17 protein-coding genes are annotated in these 23,699 nt (G+C 67.9%); 3 read left to right on the top strand and 14 right to left on the bottom strand.

Annotated elements, in window-relative coordinates:
- Positions 1-70 precede the first annotated feature (70 nt).
- From fixJ to ccoN, 11 genes are all read right to left on the bottom strand, one after another.
- A complete protein-coding gene (fixJ, locus tag ACS5RC_RS04420; RefSeq protein ID WP_478342590.1) occupies positions 71-685 on the bottom strand; it encodes a response regulator FixJ in 615 nt (204 codons plus the stop codon).
- On the bottom strand, positions 675-2,225 hold the full coding sequence (locus tag ACS5RC_RS04415) for a PAS domain S-box protein (RefSeq protein WP_478342589.1): 1,551 nt from the start codon (positions 2,223-2,225) through the stop codon (positions 675-677). Before ACS5RC_RS04415 ends, fixJ begins: the two co-directional genes overlap by 11 nt.
- 535 nt (positions 2,226-2,760) lie before the next feature.
- Entirely contained in the window at positions 2,761-3,573 is an 813-nt protein-coding gene (locus tag ACS5RC_RS04410; RefSeq protein ID WP_478342588.1) for a universal stress protein, read from the bottom strand.
- Between the two features lie 536 nt (positions 3,574-4,109).
- Positions 4,110-4,247, bottom strand: coding sequence for a cbb3-type cytochrome oxidase assembly protein CcoS (gene ccoS / locus ACS5RC_RS04405; RefSeq protein WP_478342587.1), 138 nt, complete (start codon positions 4,245-4,247; stop codon positions 4,110-4,112).
- A gap of 7 nt (positions 4,248-4,254) precedes the next feature.
- Complete coding sequence (locus ACS5RC_RS04400; RefSeq protein ID WP_478342586.1) at positions 4,255-6,558, bottom strand: heavy metal translocating P-type ATPase; 2,304 nt, start codon at positions 6,556-6,558, stop codon at positions 4,255-4,257.
- Positions 6,559-6,570: 12 nt separating this feature from the next.
- Complete coding sequence (locus ACS5RC_RS04395) at positions 6,571-7,077, bottom strand: FixH family protein (protein ID WP_478342666.1); 507 nt, start codon at positions 7,075-7,077, stop codon at positions 6,571-6,573.
- 11 nt (positions 7,078-7,088) lie between these two features.
- The gene (ccoG, locus tag ACS5RC_RS04390) at positions 7,089-8,588 is read right to left on the bottom strand and encodes a cytochrome c oxidase accessory protein CcoG (RefSeq protein ID WP_478342585.1); all 1,500 of its coding nucleotides are present in this window, start codon (positions 8,586-8,588) and stop codon (positions 7,089-7,091) included.
- Between the two features lie 178 nt (positions 8,589-8,766).
- Positions 8,767-9,645 carry a cytochrome-c oxidase, cbb3-type subunit III gene (gene ccoP, locus ACS5RC_RS04385; protein ID WP_478342584.1) on the bottom strand — a complete coding sequence of 293 codons (879 nt, stop codon included), beginning with the start codon at positions 9,643-9,645 and terminating at the stop codon, positions 8,767-8,769.
- A gap of 4 nt (positions 9,646-9,649) precedes the next feature.
- A complete protein-coding gene (locus tag ACS5RC_RS04380) occupies positions 9,650-9,808 on the bottom strand; it encodes a cbb3-type cytochrome c oxidase subunit 3 (protein ID WP_478342583.1) in 159 nt (52 codons plus the stop codon).
- Positions 9,805-10,551, bottom strand: coding sequence for a cytochrome-c oxidase, cbb3-type subunit II (ccoO, locus tag ACS5RC_RS04375; protein ID WP_478342582.1), 747 nt, complete (start codon positions 10,549-10,551; stop codon positions 9,805-9,807). Before ccoO ends, ACS5RC_RS04380 begins: the two co-directional genes overlap by 4 nt.
- Before the next feature lie 68 nt (positions 10,552-10,619).
- Entirely contained in the window at positions 10,620-12,299 is a 1,680-nt protein-coding gene (gene ccoN / locus ACS5RC_RS04370; protein ID WP_478342581.1) for a cytochrome-c oxidase, cbb3-type subunit I, read from the bottom strand.
- An 800-nt stretch (positions 12,300-13,099) separates the two neighbouring features.
- Between ccoN and ACS5RC_RS04365 the strand changes: the two genes are divergently transcribed.
- Positions 13,100-14,380, top strand: coding sequence for a SulP family inorganic anion transporter (locus tag ACS5RC_RS04365; protein WP_478342580.1), 1,281 nt, complete (start codon positions 13,100-13,102; stop codon positions 14,378-14,380).
- 535 nt (positions 14,381-14,915) lie between these two features.
- A protein-coding gene (locus ACS5RC_RS04360) for an IS630 family transposase (protein ID WP_478342579.1) occupies positions 14,916-15,859 on the top strand; the annotation gives its coding sequence in 2 pieces (ribosomal slippage) (positions 14,916-15,252 and positions 15,252-15,859; 945 coding nt in all).
- Positions 15,860-15,982: 123 nt separating this feature from the next.
- Here ACS5RC_RS04360 and ACS5RC_RS04355 read toward each other — a convergent pair.
- Positions 15,983-17,992, bottom strand: coding sequence for a methyl-accepting chemotaxis protein (locus ACS5RC_RS04355; protein ID WP_478342578.1), 2,010 nt, complete (start codon positions 17,990-17,992; stop codon positions 15,983-15,985).
- 204 nt (positions 17,993-18,196) lie between these two features.
- Between ACS5RC_RS04355 and ACS5RC_RS04350 the strand changes: the two genes are divergently transcribed.
- Positions 18,197-18,664, top strand: coding sequence for a PAS domain-containing protein (locus ACS5RC_RS04350; RefSeq protein WP_478342577.1), 468 nt, complete (start codon positions 18,197-18,199; stop codon positions 18,662-18,664).
- Positions 18,665-18,858: 194 nt separating this feature from the next.
- Here ACS5RC_RS04350 and ACS5RC_RS04345 read toward each other — a convergent pair whose 3' ends face one another.
- Positions 18,859-20,907, bottom strand: coding sequence for a GAF domain-containing protein (locus ACS5RC_RS04345; protein ID WP_478342576.1), 2,049 nt, complete (start codon positions 20,905-20,907; stop codon positions 18,859-18,861).
- A gap of 391 nt (positions 20,908-21,298) precedes the next feature.
- Positions 21,299-23,692, bottom strand: a complete 2,394-nt coding sequence (locus ACS5RC_RS04340) for a putative bifunctional diguanylate cyclase/phosphodiesterase (RefSeq protein ID WP_478342575.1) — start codon at positions 23,690-23,692, stop codon at positions 21,299-21,301.
- Between the last annotated feature and the right edge of the window lie 7 nt (positions 23,693-23,699).

Below are 23,699 nucleotides of genomic sequence, written 5' to 3'. Positions count from 1 at the left end.
ATAGGTCACGGGCTGTGCGATTGCGTTGATCTGCCTCAACCGCGCAGGCGCTCAGGATCGACCGATCGGGTCACCGGCCGTCGCGGTCTGCGACGAGAGCCATTCGGACGAGTTCGGACAGGCTGCCGGCCTGAAGCTTGGACATCACGTTGGCGCGGTAGATCTCGACCGTACGCGGACTGATGCCGAGGTCGAGGCCGATGACCTTGTTGGCCTTTCCCGCCACCAGTCCGTCCAGCACCTGGCGCTCGCGCTCGGTCAGCGCGGCCAAACGAGCCCGAACCGCTTCGGTCTCGGCGGCACGGGCGGCGCCTCGCTCGGCCAGCGCCAGGGCGGAGCGGACGCTTGCGAGCAGCACCTCGTCGTCGAACGGCTTCTCGATAAAGTCCCGGGCGCCTTCCCGCATGGCTTCGACGGCGAGCGGCACGTCCGCATGGCCCGTCATCACGATCACGGGCGGCGGGTTGCCGCGGCTCTTGAGCCGCCGCAACAGCCCGATGCCGTCGAGGTCGGGCATGCGCACGTCGGTCAGGACGCAGCCCGAAACCTCGGCGACGCTATCGAGGAAGGCGATGGCCGAACCGTGTAATCGTACGGCGATGCCGTCCGTCGCGAGCAGGAAGGCGAGCGACCGGCGGACCGCGTCGTCATCGTCCACCACATGCACGACAGCCTCATCCGACATGGTCCAGCTCCTTCCGGTCGACCGCCCGCAGGGTGAACCGAAAGGCCGTGCCGCCGCCTCGGCCCGGCCCCGCCGAGATCCGACCCCCATGCGCCTCGACGATGGTGCGGCAGATCGAAAGGCCGACACCCATGCCGTTCGCCTTCGTCGTTACGAACGGCTGGAACAGCTGGGCCGCGATCTCGGGCGCGATGCCGGTGCCGGTGTCCGACACCTGCACCTCGACCAAACCCTCCGCGGACAAAGCTCTCGTCGCAACGACCAGCTCGCGCCGTTCTGCCTCCTGCATCGCTTCGATGGCGTTGCGGATGAGGTTGAGCAGTACCTGCTGCACCTGGATGCGGTCGGCGAGAACGAGGGGCGCGTGCGGGTCGAGCGCGAAGGTGACGTGGACCCCCTTCTCCCTGGCGCCCACGAGAGCGAGGGCGCTCGCCTCCTCGATCAGCTTAGGCAGGCCTTCGATGTGGCGCTCACCCTCGCCGCGCGAGACGAACTCGCGCAGGTGCCGGATGACCCGTCCTGCGCGGAGCGCCTGCTCGGCGGCCTGATCCACCGCGTCGGCCAGCATCGGCACCTCGGCACCGTCCATCCGTCTCAGGATGCGGTGACAGCCCTTGAGATAGCTCGCGATGGCGGTCAACGGCTGGTTGATCTCGTGGGCGAGCGTCGAGGCCATCTCGCCGAGCGCCGTGAAGCGAGACATGTGCACGAGTTCGGATTGCAGTTCCTGCAGGCGCGTCTCGGTCTCTCTCCGCTCGGTCAGATCGCGGATGAATCCGGTGAAGTGGCGCTCGCCGCCCGAGCGCATCTCGCCGACCGAGAGTTCCATCGGAAATGTCGAGCCATCCTTGCGCTGGCCGACCACCACGCGGCCGATGCCGATGATGCGCCGCTCGCCCGTGCCGAGGTAGCGGGCCATGTAGGCGTCGTGCTGTGTCCGGTAGGGCTCGGGCATGAGAAGGCTGACATTGCGGCCGGCGATCTCTTCCTCGGCGTAGCCGAACTGTCGCACCGCGGCGCTGCTGAAAGACTTGATCCGGGCCTGCTCGTCGATGACGACCATGGCGTCGGGCACGGTCTCCAGGATCGAGCGCAGGTGCGCCTCTCGCGCCCGCAGCACCTCTTCAGCCTGCCGTTGCGCATGGATGCTTGTGACCACGCCCCGGTGCCGGAACGGCTGCCCGTCTGGGCCGACTTGCACGGTGCCGCGCGAGCGAAGCCAATGAAGGTGCCCGTCAGGGCGCACCACCCGATAATCGATCTCGTAGCTCCCGCCATGCTCCAGCGCCTGCCGGATGGCGGCCGACCTCGCTTCTCGGTCGTCGGGGTGCACGAGGGCTTGGATCGCCGCGAAACTGGTCAGGCCTTCGACCGGTACACCGAACAAGCGTGCACAGGTTGGGGAAACGGTGATGCGGCCGGTCGGGATGTCCAGCACCCAGGTGCAGATCCCCACCTCGTCGAGAATACTGCGGAGATCCTCCACACCCAGCGGGTAGCCAACGCCGAGGTGGGAAACAGGAGCGTCTTCCGTCTTCATCGCACCGCCTTTGTGCGGACCCGACTGTGCCATCGTCAGATCGGCTCCGTCTCGCAAGGGCGGTCCCTCGCAATCGCCTTCGGGCTACTGCCCATCCTTATGCGCCTCCCGCGTTACCATGACTGTGGCCGGCGTCTCCATATCGGGCGGGCCGCATTGACGGGCCAAAGCGGTTCCGGCTCCGCACCGTGGGTTCTTGAGCAGATCATGTCCGGACCGCGCTGGCGAAGCCGGTTCTCAAGCAATCCCAGCTTGGCGAGGAGGGGTTTGTCTGACCCGGGTCGAGGCGGACAACGGGCATCATCGAATCGCCCGCACCGATGAACTCTCGCTCAAAGACTTCGGCAGATCGTCGACCGGGCAGCGCTGGTGACGCTCGCGAAGGGCCGGAGGCCCGGAGAACGGGCTGTTGCCGAACGACCGGCCGCATGCATCGCGTACTGTCTCTGCACCCCATGAGCGCGCTGGGCGCGGCCGTCCCCCTGAAAGGTCCCGAGCAGCAAACCGCACGCGGCGGCGGGAATGCCGACGCGGATCAGTGGCTCATCAGGCAGCAGACTGGGGTGGCCTGCAGGATGTCCCGCGTCACGCCGCCGAGTACCCATTCCCGCAGGCGCGAATGCCCGTAGGCGCCCATGACGACCAAGTCGGCGTCGTGCAAGTGGGCGAAGCGCAGGATTTCCGCGCCGTCCGTGTCGACGGAGCGGAGGAAGTGGGTGGCGACGGAGGCGCCGTGCCGGGCGAGATGGGCTGCCACGTCCTCGCCGCCCTCTAGGCGCGCGTCGGGACCGGTGGTCACGACATGGACATGGTCCGCGGAACGGATGAACGGCAGCGCCGCCGAGACGGCCCGACGTGCGGCCGGCCCGTCCTTCCAGGCCACGACCACGCGCGTCCCCCTGAGGTGCTCGGTCCGCGGGGGCACGACCAGCACCGGGCGGCCCGCCTCCATCAACACCGGTCCAGGCGGCACATCGAACTGGCGTGGCGCCTCGTCTCCCAGACCATGACGGCCTACGACGACGAGGTCGGCTGCTCTGGCGAGGTTGACAAGGTGCGTCACCGGTCCGGCGAGCGCGGGGCGCCACTCGGTCCGCGGTCCGTCGCCGACGGCGAGGGAGAACACCCTGCCGGCCTGCGCCAGCGCCTCCCGGATCTTCGCCTCATTCTCCTCCTCCTGCCGGGCAGCATCGTAGATGTCGTGGACCAGGATCGGGGGCGGTACCTTCTCCGCCGCTGCGCCGGTCAGCGTCGCCTCGAAGCGGCGCGCGATCCCGGCGGCGAGGCGTATCCGGTCGGGCGCGGCTTCCCCGAGATCGACCGAGACCAGGATGCTCGCGTAGCTCATGACCCGCTCCTTTCGGCTGCCAGCCGCTGCGATGACCCATTCGCGCCGAACGAGCGGGCAGGACCTTGATCCAGCGCAAACCCGCACGGATCCCAGGTCTCGAAGGGCGATGCCGGAATGGCCGCCGCAGGACCTGCCCCCTCAGCGGAAATTCACGGCGTGAGATTCAGGAGAGCCGGTTCTTCCCGGGGCGTTTCAGACCGCCGCTATGCCGAGCTTCGGGAAGCGCCGTCGGAAGTCGCGTGGAGCTGGCTGCTCGTAGCGAGAAGCAGCCGACTGCCCATCGAGACGGCCCTCTGATCCCCCTGCATCCGCACCGCTATCGTCTCGCGCTCGGTCCGCGCCGAGGCTCGCGTCTCGTGTCGGCTCCAACGGTAGACCGGCTTGGCTCGGGGCATGGCTCGGACACGGCTCGAAGGGAACGTCATCCATCGCACGTCTCGGCCAAGCCGCCGCATCAGTCTGTGCGATCCGGGAGGATCCCCAGATGCAGCGCACGCCCCGGATCGTCGGCGGTCGATGCGCGACGCACGCGGCTAATCATCGTGGATCACACGGTATTCGGCACCCTCGATATCGTCGTACTGGCCGGTGCGAAGCGCCCAGAGGAAGGCGGCGAGACCCAGCGTGCTGAGGCCGAGGGCGATCGGTATGACGAGGAGGAGAACGTTCATCGCGCCCTCAAGCCGCCCGGACCACGGCACCGCCCGGTCGACTTGCGGCCGGCACCTCAACAGATCGTGTTCCGAGGCGCGCGCGCAGGGCGTTTGCCGTAACGATTACGGACGAGCCGGACATCGCGAGCGCGGCGATCAGCGGCGTCAGGAACCCGGCTGCCGCCAGGGGGACAGCGAAGAGATTGTAGGCGGTTGAGAACCAGAGATTCTGCAGCATGAGGCGTCTGGCTCGGCGGCCTGCTGCCAGAACGGACAGGACGGGCGCCAATTCGCGTCCCAGGAACAGCGCGTCGGCCGCGGCCTGGCTGACATGGGAAGCGGTCACTGGCGACAGTGAGGCATGCGCGGCGGCGAGGGCGGGGGCGTCGTTAAGGCCGTCGCCGACCATCAGCACGTGGCGTCCGGCCGCCCGCAGAGCCTGGATCCTGGCGATCTTGTCCTGCGGCGTCAGGCCTGCCTCCCACGCCGTGATCCCGAGCCGGAGGGCGACCGCCTCGACGGCGGGAGCGCGGTCGCCTGACAGGATCAGCACTTGCCGGCCCGTCGCGATGAGTGTCGCGACGACCGCGCACGCATCGGGCCTCACGGCTTGGAGCACCGGAAAGGCGATCGGCGCTTCGTCCCCGATGCGAAAGCAGATCACGGACGCCTCCGGATTGGACGCGAGCGCGTCGGCGGCTTCAACCTCCGCGCCACAGAACCGGGCCGAGCCGAGGCGAAGTTCCCTGCCGTCGACCACGGCGCGAACTCCGAGCCCAGCCGCCTCCTGCGCGCCCGGGAACGGATCCGAGGCGCCGGCCGCCAGAGCTGCCGCCATCGGGTGTCGGCTCGACAAGGCCAAGCGCGCCGCGGCCGTCGGTGCTCCGGGATTGCAGATCCCGGCCGCCAGGACCGGCTGCGGCAGCGTCAGAGTGCCGGTCTTGTCGAAGACCACCGTATCGATCTCGGCGAACCGCTCCAGCGCTGTGCCGTCGTTGAGCAGCACGCCTTCACGGAACAGGGCGCCGGACGCCACGACCTGAACGGCAGGAATGGCGAGTCCTAACGCGCAGGGGCAGGTGACGATCAGCACGGCGACAGCAGCGAGAATTGCTGCGTGCCAGCCGGCGCCCGCCGCGAGCCACCCGACGAGGGTGAGCCCGGCCGCAGCATGGACCAGCGGGACGTAGAGGTGCGCGGCCTTGTCGGCAAGAACGAGCGCACGCGAGCGCGCCTCCAGCGCACGCCGCATCAGGCCCTCGGCCTCGTCGAGGAGTGTGGCACCCGCCACCGCAGTGACCCGCACCGTCAGAGCGCCGCTTCCGTTGAGCGCGCCGGCAAAGACGCGGTCCCCGCTTCGGACACCGAGGGCAGCGGTCTCGCCGGTCACGAGGCTCTGGTCGAGGTCGGAGACGCCGTGCTCGATGACGCCGTCGGCCGGCACGCGCTCACCAGGGCGGATCAGGATGCGTGCTCCCGGGGCGAGTTGGGCGACCGGAATGTCACGCAACTCGCCATCGGGCTCCGCGAGCGTTGCGCGCGCACTGCGAAGGGTCGCGAGGTTCTCCGCGAAGGCGCGGGTTCGCCGGCGCATGGTCTGGTCGAGGACACGCCCGATCAGAAGGAAGAACAGCAGCATCACGGCGCCGTCGAAGTAGGCGTGCTTGGCCCCCGACAGCGATTCGATCACGGACATGACGAGAGTCAGGACGACGCCGAGGGTGATCGGGAAGTCCATCGTCACGCGGCCAGCCCTCAGACCGTGGAACGCGCCTTCGTAGAAGGGCCGTCCCGCGTAGGCGGCGGCCGGCAGAGCGATCACGGCCTGGATCCAGTGGAAGAGGTCGCGGTTCTCGGGCGTCATGTCGGTGACGTTGCCGGCCCAGACAGAGATCGCCAGCAGCATCACGTTCATCGACGCGAAGCCGGCAACGGCGAGCGCCCGGATCAGGCGCTTCGCTTCCGCGGCCTCGGCATCCGAGGCACGCCCGGGATCGAAGGGCTGGGCCCTGAAGCCGAGCGCGTCCAGAGTCGCCAGCACGACCTCGACATCGGCCTCGGGCTCCGCTGTCCATGTCACGGAGAGGCGACGGTCCGAGAAGTTCAGCCGCGCTGACGCCACGCCCGGCAGGCGGGCAAGCCCGCTCTCGATGGCGCTCATGCAGGCGGCGCAGCGCACCCCCTCCACCGCGAAGTCTGCCCGTGCCGAGCCATCCGGTGTGGCGGCGACGAAGGCGGCGTAATCCCGACCCAGAGAAGGTTTGGTGTTCACCTCGCTCCAGGCGCTGTGTGCCTCGATGTAGGCGAGAGCCATATCTGTGCAGCACATCGGACGCCTCGCTCAATCCAGGACGATCCGCTGCCTGTGCCGGAAGGCGGCGTCCTTCGTACCACTGGCCTCGACCACGAGGTCCCATTGGCCGCGCGCCACCGCCTTCGCGCGGGCCTCGTAGGTTCCGGCGCCGACCTCGACCAAGTCGACGCGCAGGTCCTGGCGCTTGTCGGTCGGGCGTTCGAGCCGGGCCTGTAGCGAACGTCCCAGGACCGGATGTCCCCGCCCATCGATTAATGTGACGCTGATCGACGCGACCGCGTCGGAATGGCGGATGGCGGTCGCGTCCAGGCGCCACCCGAGCGCGTCTTGCTCGGCCGCGCGCCTTAACTCGGCGTTGAAGCGCTGGCTCGCTTGGTACGGGGACGGTTCGTCGAGCCCGGACCAAGTCCGGAAGGCGGACGCGACCAGGACGGCGTCGGCACCAGCCACGGTGCCAAAGAAGGCGACGAAGATCATCAGCACCCTGCGGCCGGTCAGGCGCCTGCAGGAACGCGTCGGATAGGGCACAGACATAGTCGGCATGATCATCGAGCCTTGAAGCTGTCCCGTGCGCAAGCCGACTCGTCTGCCGTGGCGCTGGCGATGCAGAAGGTCAGGGGGACGGACGCGGCCAACTCGGCACCTGCCGGGGCGAAGACTAAGACGCGAAACTCCTGCGTCGAGTCAGATGGCACCGGCAGGTCGCCCGGCGCGCCGCCGACAACTTCGATCCGCGCGCCGGGCAGCCCGACGACCACCAGGGAATAATGTCGCTCTCCGGGCCGCTTGTTACTCAAGTGGACCGTATAGCCGTTGCGAACCGAGCCATCGGAGAGTGTCACGGAGAGCGGGCTGCGGTCGTGCAGGACGCTCAGGCCGGTGAAGCTTCGGGTAACGAGACTGTAGAGCATGAAACCGCCGATGCCGGCTATGAGCGCCAAGTACAGAATCGTGCGAGCCCGAATGATGCGGCTGATGGGTTCCTTCCCGGCCGCCCGGCTCCGGCGGTTCGCCTCCGTGTCGTAACCGATCAGCCCGGTCGTGCGTCCGAGCTTGTCCATCACCGTGTCGCAGGCATCGACACACAGGCCGCACTGGATGCAAGCCATCTGCAGGCCATCGCGGATGTCGATGCCGGCCGGGCAGGCGGCCACGCAGGCGAAGCAGTCGACGCAATCACCGGCCGGCTGGCCAGCCGAGCGCAAAGCCGCCGCCCTCTTCGCCGGCGTGCGCGGCTCGCCGCGGTCGCTCGTGTAGAGAATGTTGAGGGCGTGCTCGTCCGTGAGCGCGGCCTGGATGCGCGGCCACGGGCACATATAGGTGCAGACCTGCTCGCGCATGTGGCCGGCGAGCCCGTAGGTGGTCGCCGTCAGGATCAGGATGGCGATGTAGGCCGGCGTTGGCGCCTGGAAGGTCGCGAGTTGGCCTACCAATGTGGGCGCGTCCGCGAAGTAGAGCACCCACGCGCCGCCGGTCCACCAAGCGATGAGGAGCCAGAGGGAATGCTTCATCCCCCGCAGCGCGATCTTTTCCACCGACCACGGCGCGGCATCAAGCTTCAGCCGCTCGCGTCGGTCGCCCTCGATCAACCGCTCCACGGCCAGAAACAGGTCCGTCCATACAGTCTGCGGGCAGAGGTAGCCGCACCAGACCCGGCCCGCGACCGCGTTCAGAAGGAACAGAGTCAGGGCCGCCAGGATCAGGAGACCCATCACGTAGGTCACGTCCTGCGGCCAAAGCTCGATGGAGAAGGCGTAGAAGCGCCCCCTGTCGAGGTCGAGCAGCACCGCCTGGGACGGCTGGGCTGGGCCCCGATCCCACCGAAGGAACGGTAAGGCGTAGTAGATGCCGAGCGTGACCGCGAGCAACGCCCATTTGATCCTGCGAAAAGCGCCGCGGACCGCCTGCGGTTGGATCTTGGTCCGGGCGGCGTAGAGCGATCCGTTCAGCGCCGGGATGGCTGTGCGCGTGGCGGCGGCGCCGAACTTGCCGACGCGGCGCGGCGTCGGCTTTTCGATCATCCGGCTGGGTTTGGTGCGCGACATCGGTCCTGGGTTCCGTCCAGCTGCGAGCCGGCCTCAAAGTCGTTAGAATGCCGTCGGGCGGTTCGCCTTGATCTCGCTCAAGCCGGGAGAGGAGCCACCTTCGGAACCGTGGGTTCTGAACGTGATCCGCGACACATCGGCCGCCTTGGCCGCCTTCGACGAGCCGGCTGAAATACCGCTACCTGCCACCGCCCAATCCGTGCACGTAGACGGCGAGTGACTTGATCGTGGCCGGATCAAGACGGCCTTCCCAGGCGGGCATCACGCCCTTCCGCCCGTTCGTGACCGTCGTGACGATCTGCTCGGGCGCAGACCCGTAGAGCCAGATCGCGTCGGTGAGGTTCGGCGCGCCCATCTCGGGATTTCCGTCCGCGCTCTCGCCGTGGCAGCCAGCGCAGTTGTCGGCGAAGATCTTGGCGCCTTTCTCCAGGCTCGCGCCTGTGACGCCCGGTCTGCCCGACAGCGAGAGCACGTAACTCGCCACTGCATCGACCTCATCGCGCTTCAGGACGCCGTCACGGCCGAAGGCCGGCATGTCCCCGCTATGGGTCTCGCCGTGACTCGAGCGTGCGCCATACCGAATGGTCCGCTCGATCGCCTCGGGCGTCCCGCCCCACAGCCAATCGTCGTCCTGCAGGTTGGGATAGCCTATCCGGCCGGTCGCTGCAGTGCCGTGGCAGGCGGCACAATTGTCGCCGAAGGCCGCCTTTCCGGTGGCGAGTGCGAGGCGGAGCAGGTCCGGATCGGCGCGGATCTCCCCGACGGTGGCGTTGGCGAGCCGCGCTTGGCCGCGGGCGTCGCGGTCGCGGCGCACTGCCTCGACCTCAGTCAGAGCGGCTTCGCGTCGGGAATAGCCGAGCGCCCCGCCGGTATAGCCGCTCAGAAGTGGCCATGCCGGATACGCGACCCAGTAACCGAAGGACCACACGATGGTCGCGTACAGAGTATAAAGCCACCAGCGCGGCAGCGGATTGTTGTACTCGGCGATGCCATCCCATTCGTGACCGGTGGTCTCCGGGCCGGAGGTCGACTTGTCGGTTTGGGCAGTATCGGCCACGGCGTCAGTCCTCGATCAGGGGCAGGTAGGCCGCTGCGTCGAACCCGGCCCGGTTGCGCGGTCGGAAGGTGTAGATGGCGACGGCCATGAAGACGCCGACGAAGTAGAGGAGTCCGCTGGTCTGCGCGAAAGCGGCAGCACTTTCGTAGGTCACTGCGCTCACCTCAGGTTTTTCTTGTCTTCGTAGATCTTGAAGTCGACCATCGTACCGAGGACCTGCAGGTAGACGATCAGTGCGTCGATCTCGGCGGGCCTGCCCTTGTCGCCGCCGAAGTCACGAACGGTCGCGCCGGGATAGCGGCGCTGTAGGTCGACAGCCCCCGCCCCATCGGGATCGAGTTGGGCCCGCAGGTCGGTGCGAGCGAGCGCGATCATCTCGTCGGTGTAGGGTACGCCCAGCGCTTGGTTCGCCTTGAGGTCGTCGGCGATGGCGTCGGCGTCGAGGGGTCGTTCGAGGAACGCGTAGGCCGGCATGATTGAAGCCGGCACTACGGCGCGCGGGTCCTTCAGATGCTCGCGGTGCCACGGGTCCGAATACTTGCCGCCGACGCGGGCGAGGTCCGGGCCGGTCCGCTTCGAGCCCCACTGGAACGGGTGGTCGTACATGCTTTCGGCGGCGAGCGAGAAGTGGCCGTAGCGCTCGATCTCGTCGCGCATCGGTCGGATCATCTGGCTGTGGCAGAGGTAACAGCCCTCGCGAATGTAGATGTTGCGACCAGCGAGTTCGAGCGGCGTGTAGGGACGTATGCCCTCGACCTTCTCGACGGTGCTCTTGAGATAGAAGAGCGGCGTAATCTCCACGAGGCCACCAATGGCCACGACGAAGAGCGCGCAGATGAGCAGAAGGATTGAATTCTTCTCGAAGATTTCATGCCTCTTCCAGAGGCCGGGCGGGGCGGTGGCCATCGGTCTTATTCCGTGATGTAGCGAGCGGGAGCACGGGGCTGACGGGTACGGGCGGCCCGGAGCGTTCTTCACTCCGCCGGGGCGAGACTGGTGGGATTTGGGCGGGTGGCGCCGGCGGGTAAGGGCTCGCTCTCAGCGGCCGTCCTGCCCGCGATGGTCATGGCGAGGTTATAGGCCATGATCAGCGCACCGGTCAGAAACAGGACCCCGCCGAGCGCCCGGACCAGATAGTAGGGCTGCAGCGCCTCGACCGTCTCGGCGAAGGAGTATTCGAGGAAGCCGAGAGCGTTATAGGCGCGCCACATCAGACCCTGCATGATACCTGCGACCCACATCGACGTGATGTACAGAACGATGCCGAGCGTCGAAATCCAGAAGTGCCATTCCACCAGCTTCAGGGAATAGACCTCACGCCGGTTCCACAACCAGGGCACGAGGCAGTAGAGGGCGCCGAAGGAGATGTAGGCGACCCAGCCGAGCGCGCCGGAATGCACGTGACCGATGGTCCAGTCCGTATAGTGCGAGAGGGCGTTCACAGCCTTGATGGCCATCATCGGACCTTCGAACGTCGCCATGCCGTAGAACGCAAGCGACACCACCATGAAGCGCAGGATGGGGTCGGTTCGAAGCTTGTCCCAGGCACCCGACAGCGTCATGAGACCGTTGATCATACCGCCCCAGGAGGGCATCCACAGCATGATCGAGAAGGTCATACCGAGCGTCTGCGCCCAGTCGGGCAGTGCTGTGTAGTGCAGATGGTGCGGCCCTGCCCAGATATACATGAAGATCAGCGCCCAGAAATGGATGATCGACAGGCGGTAGGAGTAGATCGGCCGCTCTGCGCGCTTCGGGACGAAGTAGTACATGATGGCAAGGAAGCCGGCGGTGAGGAAGAACCCCACCGCGTTGTGGCCGTACCACCACTGGATCAGGGCATCCTGCACGCCCGCGAAAACCGGGTAGGATTTGGAGCCGAGGAGATTCACCGGCATGGCCAAGTTGTTGACAACGTGCAGCATCGCGATGGTCACGATGAAGGCTAGGTAGAACCAGTTCGCCACGAAGATGTGAGGCTCGCTCCGCTTCCCGATCGTCGCGAGGAACACCAGCAGGTAGACGACCCATACAAGGGTGAGCCAGAGGTCGGCGTACCATTCCGGTTCGGCGTATTCCTTCGACTGGGTCACGCCCATGAGGTAACCGGTGCCGGCGATAACGATGAACAGATTGTATCCCAGCACCACGAACCACGGTGCGAGTTCACCCGCGAGCCGCGCCCGACAGGTGCGCTGGACGACATAGAATGACGTGCCGATGAGGACGTTGCCGCCGAATGCGAAGATCACTGCCGAAGTATGCAACGGGCGCAGGCGCCCGAATGTGGTGTATTCGAGCCCGAGGTTGAGCGCGGGCGCCCAAAGCTGGAAGGCGATGATGCAGCCGACAGTGAAGCCGGCGATGCCCCACGCCATCGCGGCAACGGACGCGAACTTAACCGGGCCGAGGTTGTAGTTCGGCTTGCCGTCGATCTCCTGCGGGATGGCCTGGACCGGCCGTCCTTCGTAGCGTTTGAGGAGCGCGGCGATTCCCGTCACCGCGGCGAGGGTGAACAATGCCATGTGAAAGCCGAACGGCGCGTCAACCGCACGGGCGGAGGCCAAAGCGCAGAGGCAGGCGCTGACGAGCAGAAAAATACCCAGGCCGGCCTCTTCCTCTGTCATGTATTTGGATGATGGCGTCGCACCCATGGGTCGCTCGATTCGTCTCGCGCTGGATCGGCTATGCCTACGCTTAAGATCGCCGCCCTCTGGGAGCTTTGATTTCGATCAACCGGGCTCTCGTAGCGACTCCGCTCGGTCGCGTGCCTCCCGAACGAGCAGCTACCTGAAGTTCTGCGCGTGATCAGGGCCGAGTACGCGCAGACCGTAGTTCAGTGGCACCGATGAGGCTGGTTTGGTCGAGGCGTAGTCTTATTTTAGGATTGAGCCACCCAGCAACCCCTATTAAAAGCCCAGTCGCGAGATCATCGCGGCTGCCCGGACTATTCGCGAGTGCATCGGCCAGGTAACTAGCCCTCCCGACAACGTTCTCACCGAGGCCAGATACTTGATTCGAGACATGGGTGCGACGGATGCATCTGCGGCCACGAGTGTCCGCGAGTGTCCGCGAGTGTCCGATAAAGGCAATCGAGGCTGGCCAACGCAAAATCGAATACGAGATTTTCGTCTCGCTTCAGAACAAAATTTGCTTTATATACAGGATCCTACCGTTGCCAATTCAGCACTTCGAGTTTTGTCACGGCAATTAGAGATGAGCCAGGCAACGATCCCGGGCCTCGCACGCTTCCGCAATCAGGCACTGCGCCGCAGGGGAGCCAAGCGGGTCTGGGCACGCGCAACATCTTTGATGTAGGTCTTTACAAACTCCGGCTCGACCCGAAGACACTCGCGCCTGCATGATTGCGATGGATTAAGGCGAAGCATGACGTTTTGGAAACGTGGATGCCGGAGCATCGTCACCATCGAGTTCTGCGAGACCCGTACGACCTATGCCTAACGGCGCCGCCACTGCTCATCTCTACAGGCCCAAGCTCGCCACGGTCCTAGCCGAGGGTTACGGACCCTCTGCGTTCCGCCGCGACATCATGGCGGCGCTTACCGTCGCCATCGTAGCCCTCCCGCTATCAATGGCCATTGCCGTCGCCTCCGGGGTCTCGCCTGATCGCGGACTCTACGCTGCCATTGTCGGAGGGTTTCTCGTCTCGGCGCTCGGCGGCAGCCGATTCCAGATCGGCGGACCGGCAGGTGCCTTCATCGTCCTCGTCTCGACCACGGTCGCCCGCTTCGGCATCGACGGTATGCTGCTAGTCGTGTTGCTCTCGGGGGCAATCCTCACCATTGTCGGCGTGCTCCGGCTTGGCTCGCTGATTCGACACGTCCCACATGCGGTGACGGTAGGGTTCACTGCCGGCATCGCGTGCACGATTCTCGCAAGTCAGTTGCGAGAACTCGGCGGCTTGCGGCTGGAGGGCTCAGAGCCTGGGCCGGTGATCCCGAAGCTTGTGGCCCTTGCGACGGCGCTGCCAAGCCTAAACCTAGCTTCACTCGTGTTGGGCACTGGGGTCACAATCACGATCTTCGCCCTGCGGCGCTGGAAGCCTGCTTTGCCCGGCATGCTGGTGGCCGTCGCCGCCGCCTCCGTTCTCACCTGGGCCTTCCGCCTCGACGTTGCCACCGTGACGACGAGCTTTGGCGGGGTGCCGAACAATCTGCCTATGCCCCGGCTCCCGGAGATAACGCTGCAGCGGTTGCTCGACACCTTGCCGACTGCGCTGGCCTTCGCGCTACTGGGCGGGATCGAAAGTCTGCTTTCGGCCAAGGTCGCCGACGGCATGACCGACCGCGTCCACCGTTCGAATATGGAATTGGTCGCGCAAGGACTTGCCAACGTCGCCTCTGCCCTGTTCGGTGGAATCAGTGTGACTGGCACCATCGCGCGGACTGCCACCAACATCCGAGCTGGGGCAGCGAGCCCGATTTCTGGCATGTTGCACGCCGTGTTCCTGCTCCTGTTCATGCTGATCGCCGCGCCCCTCGCCGGCTTCGTGCCCCTCGCAGCGTTGGCAGGCGTACTGATGGTCGTGTCTTGGAACATGGTCGAGAAGGCCGAATTCGCGCGTCTTCTGAAAACCCGGAACACGGCGTCAATTCTGCTCGCTACCTGCGGCCTGACCGTGATCCTCGATCTGACAGCAGGCATTGTCGTGGGATGCGCGCTGGCTGCTGCCTTCGCCCTGATGCGCCGAGGCGTGCCGGCAGAAGACCCCTGAGGCGTAGTCTGTCCTTGAGACGAGCTCCTTCTGATACCGAAACCTCAGCATGTGCACGGCCCGTGCGCGACCGGGAGGCTCGCAACCCCAATCAACTCAAGCGAGACGGCCTCTACTCGTTGCTTACATCTTGCGAATTTCGCGGAAAAATTTCAAGCCGTCGCTGTTTTAATGCTGGCGATCAGAATAGATTGGAAATCGCGATCCATTTATCTGCCACAAAACACGGCGAAAATTGCGAGGCATCGCGTTTTCTGCGTGCCTGGATCAAGCGTCGGTGAGCGACCTGAATCGTATCACTGAACAACGAACGAACTAGACGCGGCAAGCTCTCAGTCGCCGAACCGACGTCCTATTTGTGGAGCACGGCGAGGTTCGGTCCGGGGAACTCCCGCAAGTCGGCCAGCAAGAGCGTACTCAAGCCAGCGATTCCGTCCCGTTCTAGAGCGTTTTTGGCCTGAGCTGAATCGGACGTGCGGAATTCACGCAGCGGTGTAGGGCTGATTCATTGTACGCTCCCGATGAGGAGCGAGGCATGGGCCGACCCTACAGCCAGGACCTACGCGAACGCGTCGTTGACGCGGCCGGGGCGACGTCGCGTCGACAGGCGGCCGCGCGCTTCGGGGTCGGCGTCGCCACGGCGATCCGCTGGATGGCCGCCCTGACGACGACCGGGACGGTGGCAGCCCGTCCGCAGGGGCGAGCCCGCCGCTCCAAGCTCGACCCGCACGAGGCCTACCTACGGGGTCTGATCGCTGAGACAGACGACATCACCCTGGAGGAGATGCGCGCTCGCCTGAAGGACGCGCACGACCTCACGGTCGGGCTGGGTACCCTGTGGGCATTCCTCGACGCGCGCGGTCTGACCTACAAAAAAAGACGGCCCACGCCACGGAGCAGGACCGCCCGGATGTGAAGGCCGCGCGCCAGGCCTGGTTCGAGGGGCAGCCCGCTCTCGATCCAGCCCGCCTCGTCTTCATCGACGAGACCTGGACCTCGACCAACATGGCCCGCACCCACGGACGCTGCCCGCGCGGCGAGCGGCTGCGCTCTCCCGTGCCGCACGGCCACTGGAAGACCACGACCTTCGTCGCGGGCCTGCGCCTGTCGGGGATCACCGCGCCATTCGTGCTCGATGGACCGATCAACCGCGACGCCTTCGAAACTTACGTCGCGCGTGTGCTCGTGCCCGAACTCGCCCCCGGCGACATCGTCGTCATGGACAACCTCGGCAGCCACAAGGGGCCGGCCGTGCGCGCAGCGATCGAAGCGGCAGGCGCGCGGTTGCTGTTCCTGCCGCCCTACTCGCCAGACTTCAACCCGATCGAGATGGCATTCTCCAAGCTCAAGGCGCTGCTGCGCAAGGCGGCCGAACGCACGGTCGAGGGGCTGTGGACGGCCATCGGCTGGCTCATCGACACGGTCACACCCAACGAGTGCGCCCACTTCTTCGCTGCCGCAGGATACGAACCAGATTAAACCGAAAACGCTCTAGTCCCATGTCGGGACCAGAACGGGCGGGACGGTCGAGCGCGGCGCAGAGCCGCCGCGCCGTCTGCGACCAACTATCAAAGGGCAGGACGACGAATCCCGGTCACCGCCTCAAGCCGCGCGGATCTTCGCGAGGAAACGCGAGACCTCGCCGCCCAGATGCTCGGACTGGCGCGAGAGATCGGACGCAGCCGTGAGAACCTGGGTCGCCGCAGCACCTGTTTCCTCGGACGCGCGGGCGACCCCTACGACGTTGTTCGTAACCTCGGCCGTGCCGGTCGCGGCTTCGGCGACGTTGCGCACGATTTCCTGAGTCGCCGCGCCCTGCTGCTGCACTGCCGCGGCAATCGAAGATGCGACACCGTTAATCTCTTGGATGCGTCGACGGATGCTGTCGATTGCGCCCACGGCCCCGCCTGTCGCTCCTTGAATGCGCCCGATGTGGCCAGTGATCTCCTCCGTTGCACGCGCCGTCTGGTTGGCGAGTTCCTTGACCTCGGAGGCGACGACTGCGAAGCCTCGGCCGGCCTCGCCGGCGCGTGCCGCCTCGATCGTGGCGTTGAGCGCCAGCAGGTTGGTCTGGGATGCAATGGCCGAGATCATGGAGACCGCTGTGCCGATCTTGCGCACGGCCTCGCTGAGTTCCTGCACGAGGGCCACCGTCTGCTCGGCCTCCGAGGCCGCCTGGCCCGCGAGGTCCTCCGAGCCCGCCACCTGCCGGCCGATCTCGTTGACCGAGGCGCCGAGCTCCTCGGCGGCGGCCGCGACGGTGTTGACGTTGGAGGCGGCCTGGTTCGCCGCCGCGGCGACCGCCGTCGACTGGCGCGCGGTCTCGGTGGCGATGCCCGACATGCTGGAGGCCGTCGCCTGCAGCTCGGTCGCCGCGGAGGCCACGGTCCCGAGCACGGTCCCGACGGTGTGCTCGAAGGCGTCGGCCAGCTCGAGCAGGCCCGCCTTGTGGCGGGCCTCGGCCTCGACGCGCTGCCGGGTGCTCTCCTCCTCCAGGCGACGGACCTGCTCGCGCTGCTCGACCTGGGCGGTGACGTCGATGGCGAACTTGGTGACCTGCACCGGGCGCCCGTCCGCGTCGAACACCGGGTTGTAGCTCGCCTCGATCCAGACCTCGCGCCCGCCCTTGCCGAGGCGGCGGAACAGCCCGGCCTGATACTCGCCGCGCCGGAGCGCCTCCCAGAACCGGGCGTAGTCCGGGCTCGCGCGGTGGTCCGGCTCGACGAACAGGCTGTGGTGCTGCCCGACGACCTCCTCGGCCGCATAGCCGACGGCGGCGAGGAAGTTGGCGTTCGCCTCCAGCACCCGCCCGTTCAGGTCGAAGCTGATCACGGCCTGCGACCTGCGGATGGCGTCGACCTGCCCGCGCAGGGCGTTGGCCTCCACCGTCTGGGCGGTGATGTCGGTAGCATACTTGACCACCCGGGTGACCGCGCCGGCCCCGTCGCGGATCGGGTTGTACGAGCCCTTGATCCAGACGGTCCGGCCGCCCTTGGCGACCCGCTTGAACGCCGCGACCTCGGCGCGGCCCGAGCGCAGGCCGTCCCAGAAGGCCGCGTAGTCGCGGCTGTCGCGGTAGGCGGCATCGACGAAGAGGCCGTGGTGGCGCCCGCGGATCTCGTCGAGGGCGTAGCCCATGACGGCGAGGAAGGCCGGATTGGCCGTGAGGATGGTGCCGTCCGGCGCGAACTCGATCACGGCCTGGGAGGCCTCGACGGCGGCCAGGCGGCGCGCCTGATCCTCGCGCTCCAGGCGCTCGGCCGCGTCGCGCCACTCCAGCACGTAGCCCGCAAGCGTCGGGCCCTCGAGAAGGGGGGTGACGACGACGTCGAGGCGGCAATCCCCGAGGCTCACGACGGCCGCGTGGCGCCGGACCAGGCCGGTCGGGACCAGGCTCTGCCCGGCGGCGTCGCGCCAGAGGCTGTCGACGTGCCGGCCGACGACGTCGTCCGGACGCGGGCCGCCCGGGCAGGCGGTGAGCAGGTCGCCGAGCGCCGCATTCGTCGTGGTGACGATCGCCCGCGCGTCGAGACCCACAATCGCGGTGCCGAGGCCGGACAGCGCCGCATGATCGTACCGGGCATTACGTCTGCCGCCGAGAAAGTCGAACATCGATACCCCCTGAGGTCTTCTGAGTCCCGTCGGCGGCTATACCTTGGCCGGTCTTGGACGATGCTTCATTGTGGTGATGGCTGCATTTAAGATGTCTGAACTAAATCGAACACACGCCGCGCCAAACATGTCTTTGCCGAGGAAAGATTCCTTAACGAACTCTGATTTACGCTTCCGCCTGTCGGAGATGGAAGGAATCGTGCCATGGACCTCGCCGGCTTGGTCAGGCTGTTCGCGGAACCCCTGGACATCGCGGTGGTGCTGACGGACATCGATCTGGAACGGCCGGGCCCGACCGTGCTCTACGCCAACCCGGCCTTCGCCCGCCTCAGCGGATACGCCGTCGCGGACGTGGTCGGCCGCTCGCCGCGGCTGCTGCAGGGGCCGGGCACGAACAGGGAGGCCACGCGCCACATTCCGCGGCTGCTGACATCCGAGGGCCGCTTCCTCGGCTGCCTGCAGAATTACCGCCAGGATGGCGCCCCCTACCTGTGCGAGATCGACGTGCGCCCGATCCTCGGTCCGGACGGCCGGGCGCAGGCCTTCATCGCCTTCGAGCGCGAGGTCGTCCGGCGACGGGGCAGGCCCTCGCTCTCGGGCACCCGCCGTTACCGCGCCACGGACGCCGCCGTGGCGCCGCTGCTGGCCGGCGATGTCCCGATCTTCGCCTGAGCGCGGCGGCGCGCTGGCCGAGATCCGCGCCGGCGCCACGGGTCGACGGGCACGGGGCGATATCCAGCTTCGTCGGCCGCGACCCGAGCGGACGGGCGGACGACCGCCGCTCCTATGAGGTCACGGGATCCGCGGACAGGATCTCGGGCGAGGGCCCGAGGGTTCCGCGGGTTCGGCCGGACGGCTCTCCGGGCTCAGGCATCGACCTGGAAGGCCGCCAGGGGCGCCTCGACCGAGAAGACGAGCCCGTCCGGGGCATATCGGGACGCGACCACGCCCCCGACCTGGCCGGCCAGGCCGCGCTCGATCAGGCGGCTGCCGAAGCCCTTGCGCGCGGGCGGCGCGACCGGCGGCCCGCCGTATTCCCGCCAAGTCAGGTCCAGCCGCGCCCCCGCCCCCTCGCCGTGGACCTCCCATCCGACGGCGACCCGCCCGACATCGTTCGACAAGGCTCCGTACTTGACCGCGTTCGTCGCCAACTCGTGCAGCATCAGGGAGAGCGACAGGGCGACCTTCCCGCCGATCGGCACCTCCGGTCCCGAGAGGTCGAAGCGGGACGTCGCGTCCGCACCGACATGCAGGGCGCGCGCGACCACGTCGCGAATCGGGCTGCTCGCCATCTCGCCGTCGAGCAGAAGGTCGTGCGACTGCCCCAAAGCGGCGAGCCGGCCTGCGAGGACGTCGCTCGCGGCCGCGAGGTCGGTGGCCGAGCGCATGGTCTGCGTGGCGATGGCCTGGACCATGGCGAGGAGGTTCTTGAAGCGGTGGCCGACCTCGCGCATGCGCAGATGCTGCTGCTCCTCCGCGGTGATCCGGCCGATGGCGAGTTGGGCGCGCTCGGCCACGGCCTGGGCGAAGGCCACGTCCTCCGCTGTCCATTCACGGGGCGCCGCGTCGTGCAAGCACAGGACGCCGACGAGGCGCCCGTCGGCCATCGCCGGCACGTTGACGAGGGCGCCGATCTCGTAGCGCCCGAGGGCGCTCAGATTCGCGGCGGTGCGCGGGTCGGTCCGTACGTCCGGGATGATCACCGTCTCGCCCCGGCGCAGATCTTCGACATAGCGTCCGTAATCCGCGTAGCGATGGCGGCCGACCACGCTGGCCCGCCCCGGCCGCGTCCAGTCCCGGTCGATGCGGATCTCGTTCTCGGAGCGATCGACGGCGCCGTAGGCCGCCCGCGACAGGCCCAGGGCCTCCCCGGCCGTGGCCGCGGCGAGGATCGCGACCTGCTCGGCGTCCGAAAGCTCGTGCAGCCGTTCGCCGAGGCTGGTCAGGGCCGCTTGCCGCTCCGCGGCGCGTTTGGCCGCGGTCTGATCGCGCGAGATGGCGAGGAGACGCTCCGGACGTCCCTCCGACCCTTGGATCGGGGTCACCACCACGTCCCAGAACTTGCGCAGGCCGAGCTGGGTGTCGGCCCAGGCCGCGAACCGGCCGACGTCGCCCGCCCGCGCAGCCGCGACCGCCTGCCGGACCAGGGCGGCCTCCGGCTCCGACCAGAATCGCTCCCAGGGCGTGCCCATGACGGCGCCGAAATCCCGGATCCCGAGAACCCGCTTCCCCGGTTCGTTCATGAAGGTGATGGTGCCGTCGAGGTCGAGCACCTTGATGCAGTCCTGGGACGCGGCGAGCACGCCCGTGAGGAACGCCTCGCTGGCCCGGAGGCGGGCCACGGCCTCCACCTCGGCGTTCAGGGCGCGCCGCGCTTCCATCAGGGCCATCACCTGCTCGCCCAGCGTCCGCAGGATCTCGGACTGGGCCGCCGTCAGGCCGCCGTCGCGGGGCTCACGGTCGATGACGCAGAGCGTGCCGAGCCCGTGACCGGACGTCGTCCGGAGCGGCGCCCCCGCGTAGAAGCGCATCGCCGAAGGCCCCGTCACGGCGGGATTGCCCCTCGTGCGCGGGTCCTGCGTCAGGTCGGGAATGACGAGCAGCGCCGTCTCCGGCAGGGCATGCACGCAGATCGAGTGGTCGAGCGGCGTCTCGGCGTGATCGATGCCGACGCGCGCCTTGAACCTCTGCCGGTCGGACGCGACGAGCGTGATCATGCCGACCGGCGTGCCGCAGAGCTGCGTCGCCAGCCGCACGATGGCGTCGAACGCCGCCTCCTGGTGCGTCCCCAGGATGCAATAGGCCGCCAGAGCCGCGAGGCGTCCCGGCTCGTCGACCCACGGATGCGCGTCGACGGCGTCGTCGGTCCCGCCGGCGAGGGGCGCACCGGACCGGCTGTCCCACTCCGCGATCATGCGCCGGGGCTGATCGCCTGCGGCAGTCGCGCCGATGGGTCGCGGCTGGCGCGGGGCGGGTCGAGATCCGAAGCGACGTCCCCCGCAGCCTGGCTCGACACGGCTTTTCCCCACGACACGACGCGCTTCCCGCCTACGAGGTCGTGCCGCCGAGGCGGCGCCGACGAACGGACCCGCGCCGCGACCGCACCCGCCACGCCTGGACCGAACCCATGTTATTGCGTCGTTCGGGGTTTGAAAAGAGTTCCGCCTCGGCCCGCGCGCCATACAGCGACTAGCATGAGGGATTAAACTTCATTTCAACAGTTCAGGTCCAGAACGATGCCTGGATGATAGTTTTTGCCGCAAACCCTGATCGGAGCCGTTCTCGGGATCACGGTCTTGCGGTGGGTCAGGCGATGGCGAGGGCGGCGGATCGCGGCCAGTCGCGATCCCGCGCCACCGCCGGCGAGGCGACCGCCTCGATGCGCGCGATCAGGTCGATGATCTCCGAGGCCGGCCGGGCGGGGCTGTAGAGGAAGCCCTGCGCGATGTCGCAGCGCTTGGCGCGCAGCACGTCGAGCTGCTGCTGCGTCTCGACGCCCTCGACCGTCACGTTCATCGACAAGGCGCGCGCCATCCGGGCGATGGCCTCGACCACGGCGACCTTCTCCGGGCGGCCCTGCAGGTCGCGCACGAAGGAGCGGTCGACCTTCACCTTGTCGAACGGAAATTCGGTCAGGTAGCTCAGGCTGGAATAGCCCGTGCCGAAATCGTCGAGGGCGATGCGCACGCCGAGGGCGCGCAGCCGTTTGAGATTCTCAAGCACGTCGGGGCCGTGGTCGAGCAGGACCGATTCGGTGATCTCGATCTCCAGGCGCTCGGGCGCGAGGCCGGTCTTGCGCAGGATGGCGGCCACCTCGTCGTGGAAGGTCGGCATGCGCACATGGATGGAGGAGATGTTCACCGCGACCCGGAGATCGGACCAGGCGCGGGCGTCGGTGCAGGCGCGCTTGAGCGCCCAGCGCCCGATCTCGACGATGAAGCCGGTGGCCTCGGCGATGGGGATGATCTCGCCCGGCGAGACCCAGCCGTGATCGGGCTTGTTCCAGCGCAAGAGCGCCTCGAAGCCGGTGACGCGGCCGCTGCGCATGTCGACGAGGGGCTGGTAGTGCAGCTCCATCTCTTCGGCCGCAAGGGCGTCGCGCATGTCCATGTCGAGCCGGCGCTGGCGCTGCACCCGCTCCTCGAGGGACGGGTCGAAGCTGTGCCAGCGCCCCTTCCCGGCCGCCTTGGCGCCGTAGAGCGCGAGATCGGCGCGCGAGAGCAGGCTCGACGGCTCGATGGCATCGTCGGGCACGGAGGCGAGGCCGACGCTCACCCCGATCTCGATGCGCACCTCGTCGATGCGGAACGGCAGGCGCAGCTCGGCGACGATGCGCCGGGCCAGCGCCTCGGCCTCGTCCTTCGTCGCGCCCGCGGCGACCACGGCGAACTCGTCGCCACCGAGGCGGAAGACGGTCTGGTCGGGCCCGCACAGCGCGCTCAGGCGCAGGGCGGTCGCCGCGAGAAGCCGGTCGCCGACGAGATGGCCGCGCCCGTCGTTCACCGCCTTGAAGCCGTCGAGATCGAGGTAGCACAGGACGCCCCGGCGCCCCGCGCCCGTGGCGGCGGCATCGCAGAGCGCCTGCACCGCCTCCTGGAAGGCCGCGCGGTTGGGCAGCCCCGTCAGGTTGTCGTGACCGGCCAGGAAGGCGATGCGCTCCTGCGCCTCGCGGCTCGCGGTCGCGTCCGATCCGACGCCCCGGTAGCCGACGAAGGTCCCCTGGCCGTCGAAGACGGGCCGGCCGTTGAGCGTCAGCCAGCGCCGGCCCTCCGTCGCCCGGAGCCGGACGGTGCGGTCGCGGAAGGGGGTGCGGGCCTGGATGGCGGCGACGACCTCGTCGACGCCCGCGCCGGTGCCCGCCGCGTCGGCGAAGTCGCGCAGCAGGCCCTGGAGAGTGCGGTGGCGCAGGGCGGTGGGATCGAGGCCGAGCAGGCCGGCCATCGCCGGGCCGGATTGCCGGAGCCGGCCGAGGCTGTCGGTCTCCCAGAGCCAGTCGCTGGTGCCCTCGGCGAAATCCTTGAGCAGGAGCTCGATGGTCTCGCTCTGCGCCTGGACCACCACGCGGTCCCGGATGCGCTGGTAGGCGTGCCGGCACAGCCTGCGCGCGCTGACGAACACGAAGGTGGCGTAGAGCGTGAGCAGGAGCCCGACATACTGGCCGACCACGCCCTCGCAGCCGGCGAGCCCGACGAACATGCCGACGACCACCGGCAGCACGGAGAGGATCGCGAGCGAGAAAACCGGGCCGGCGACGTAGGCATGCGAGATCAGGGCGGCGCAGACGGCCCCGACCACCACCCGGTAGGCGTTGTCGACGCTGGGCAGCAGGACCGCGGGCATCGTCGCCCAGGCGAGGCCGCGCCCGAACGCGAGCAGGCGCAGGACCCGGAACGCCTCGCGTGCGGGGGGGCGGCCGTCGCCCTCGCCGACGCCGTCGCGATAGCGCCGGATCGCCGCGAAGGCGGCGGCGCAGAGCGCCGTCACCGCCGCGGCCAGGCCGGACAGGTAGGCCTGCGAGGCGATGTCCCAGAAGATCGCCGCGAGCGTCAGCACGACCGCGGCCTGGGTGAAGGCGGAGTAGCGGCCGAGCTGGAGGGTCTCCTTCAGCATCTCCGCGCGCGATGCGGCGCGGATCCGCGCGTCGGCGTCGGAGGGGCCGGTCGCGACGTCGGCGGATGGAACGCGGTTGCGGTCGGTCATGGCTGCC

The sequence above is a fragment of the Methylobacterium sp. HJ2 genome, assembly GCF_056431005.1.
The sequence above is the reverse complement of the archived record's forward strand: the minus strand, read 5'-3'. Positions and strand labels throughout refer to the sequence as shown.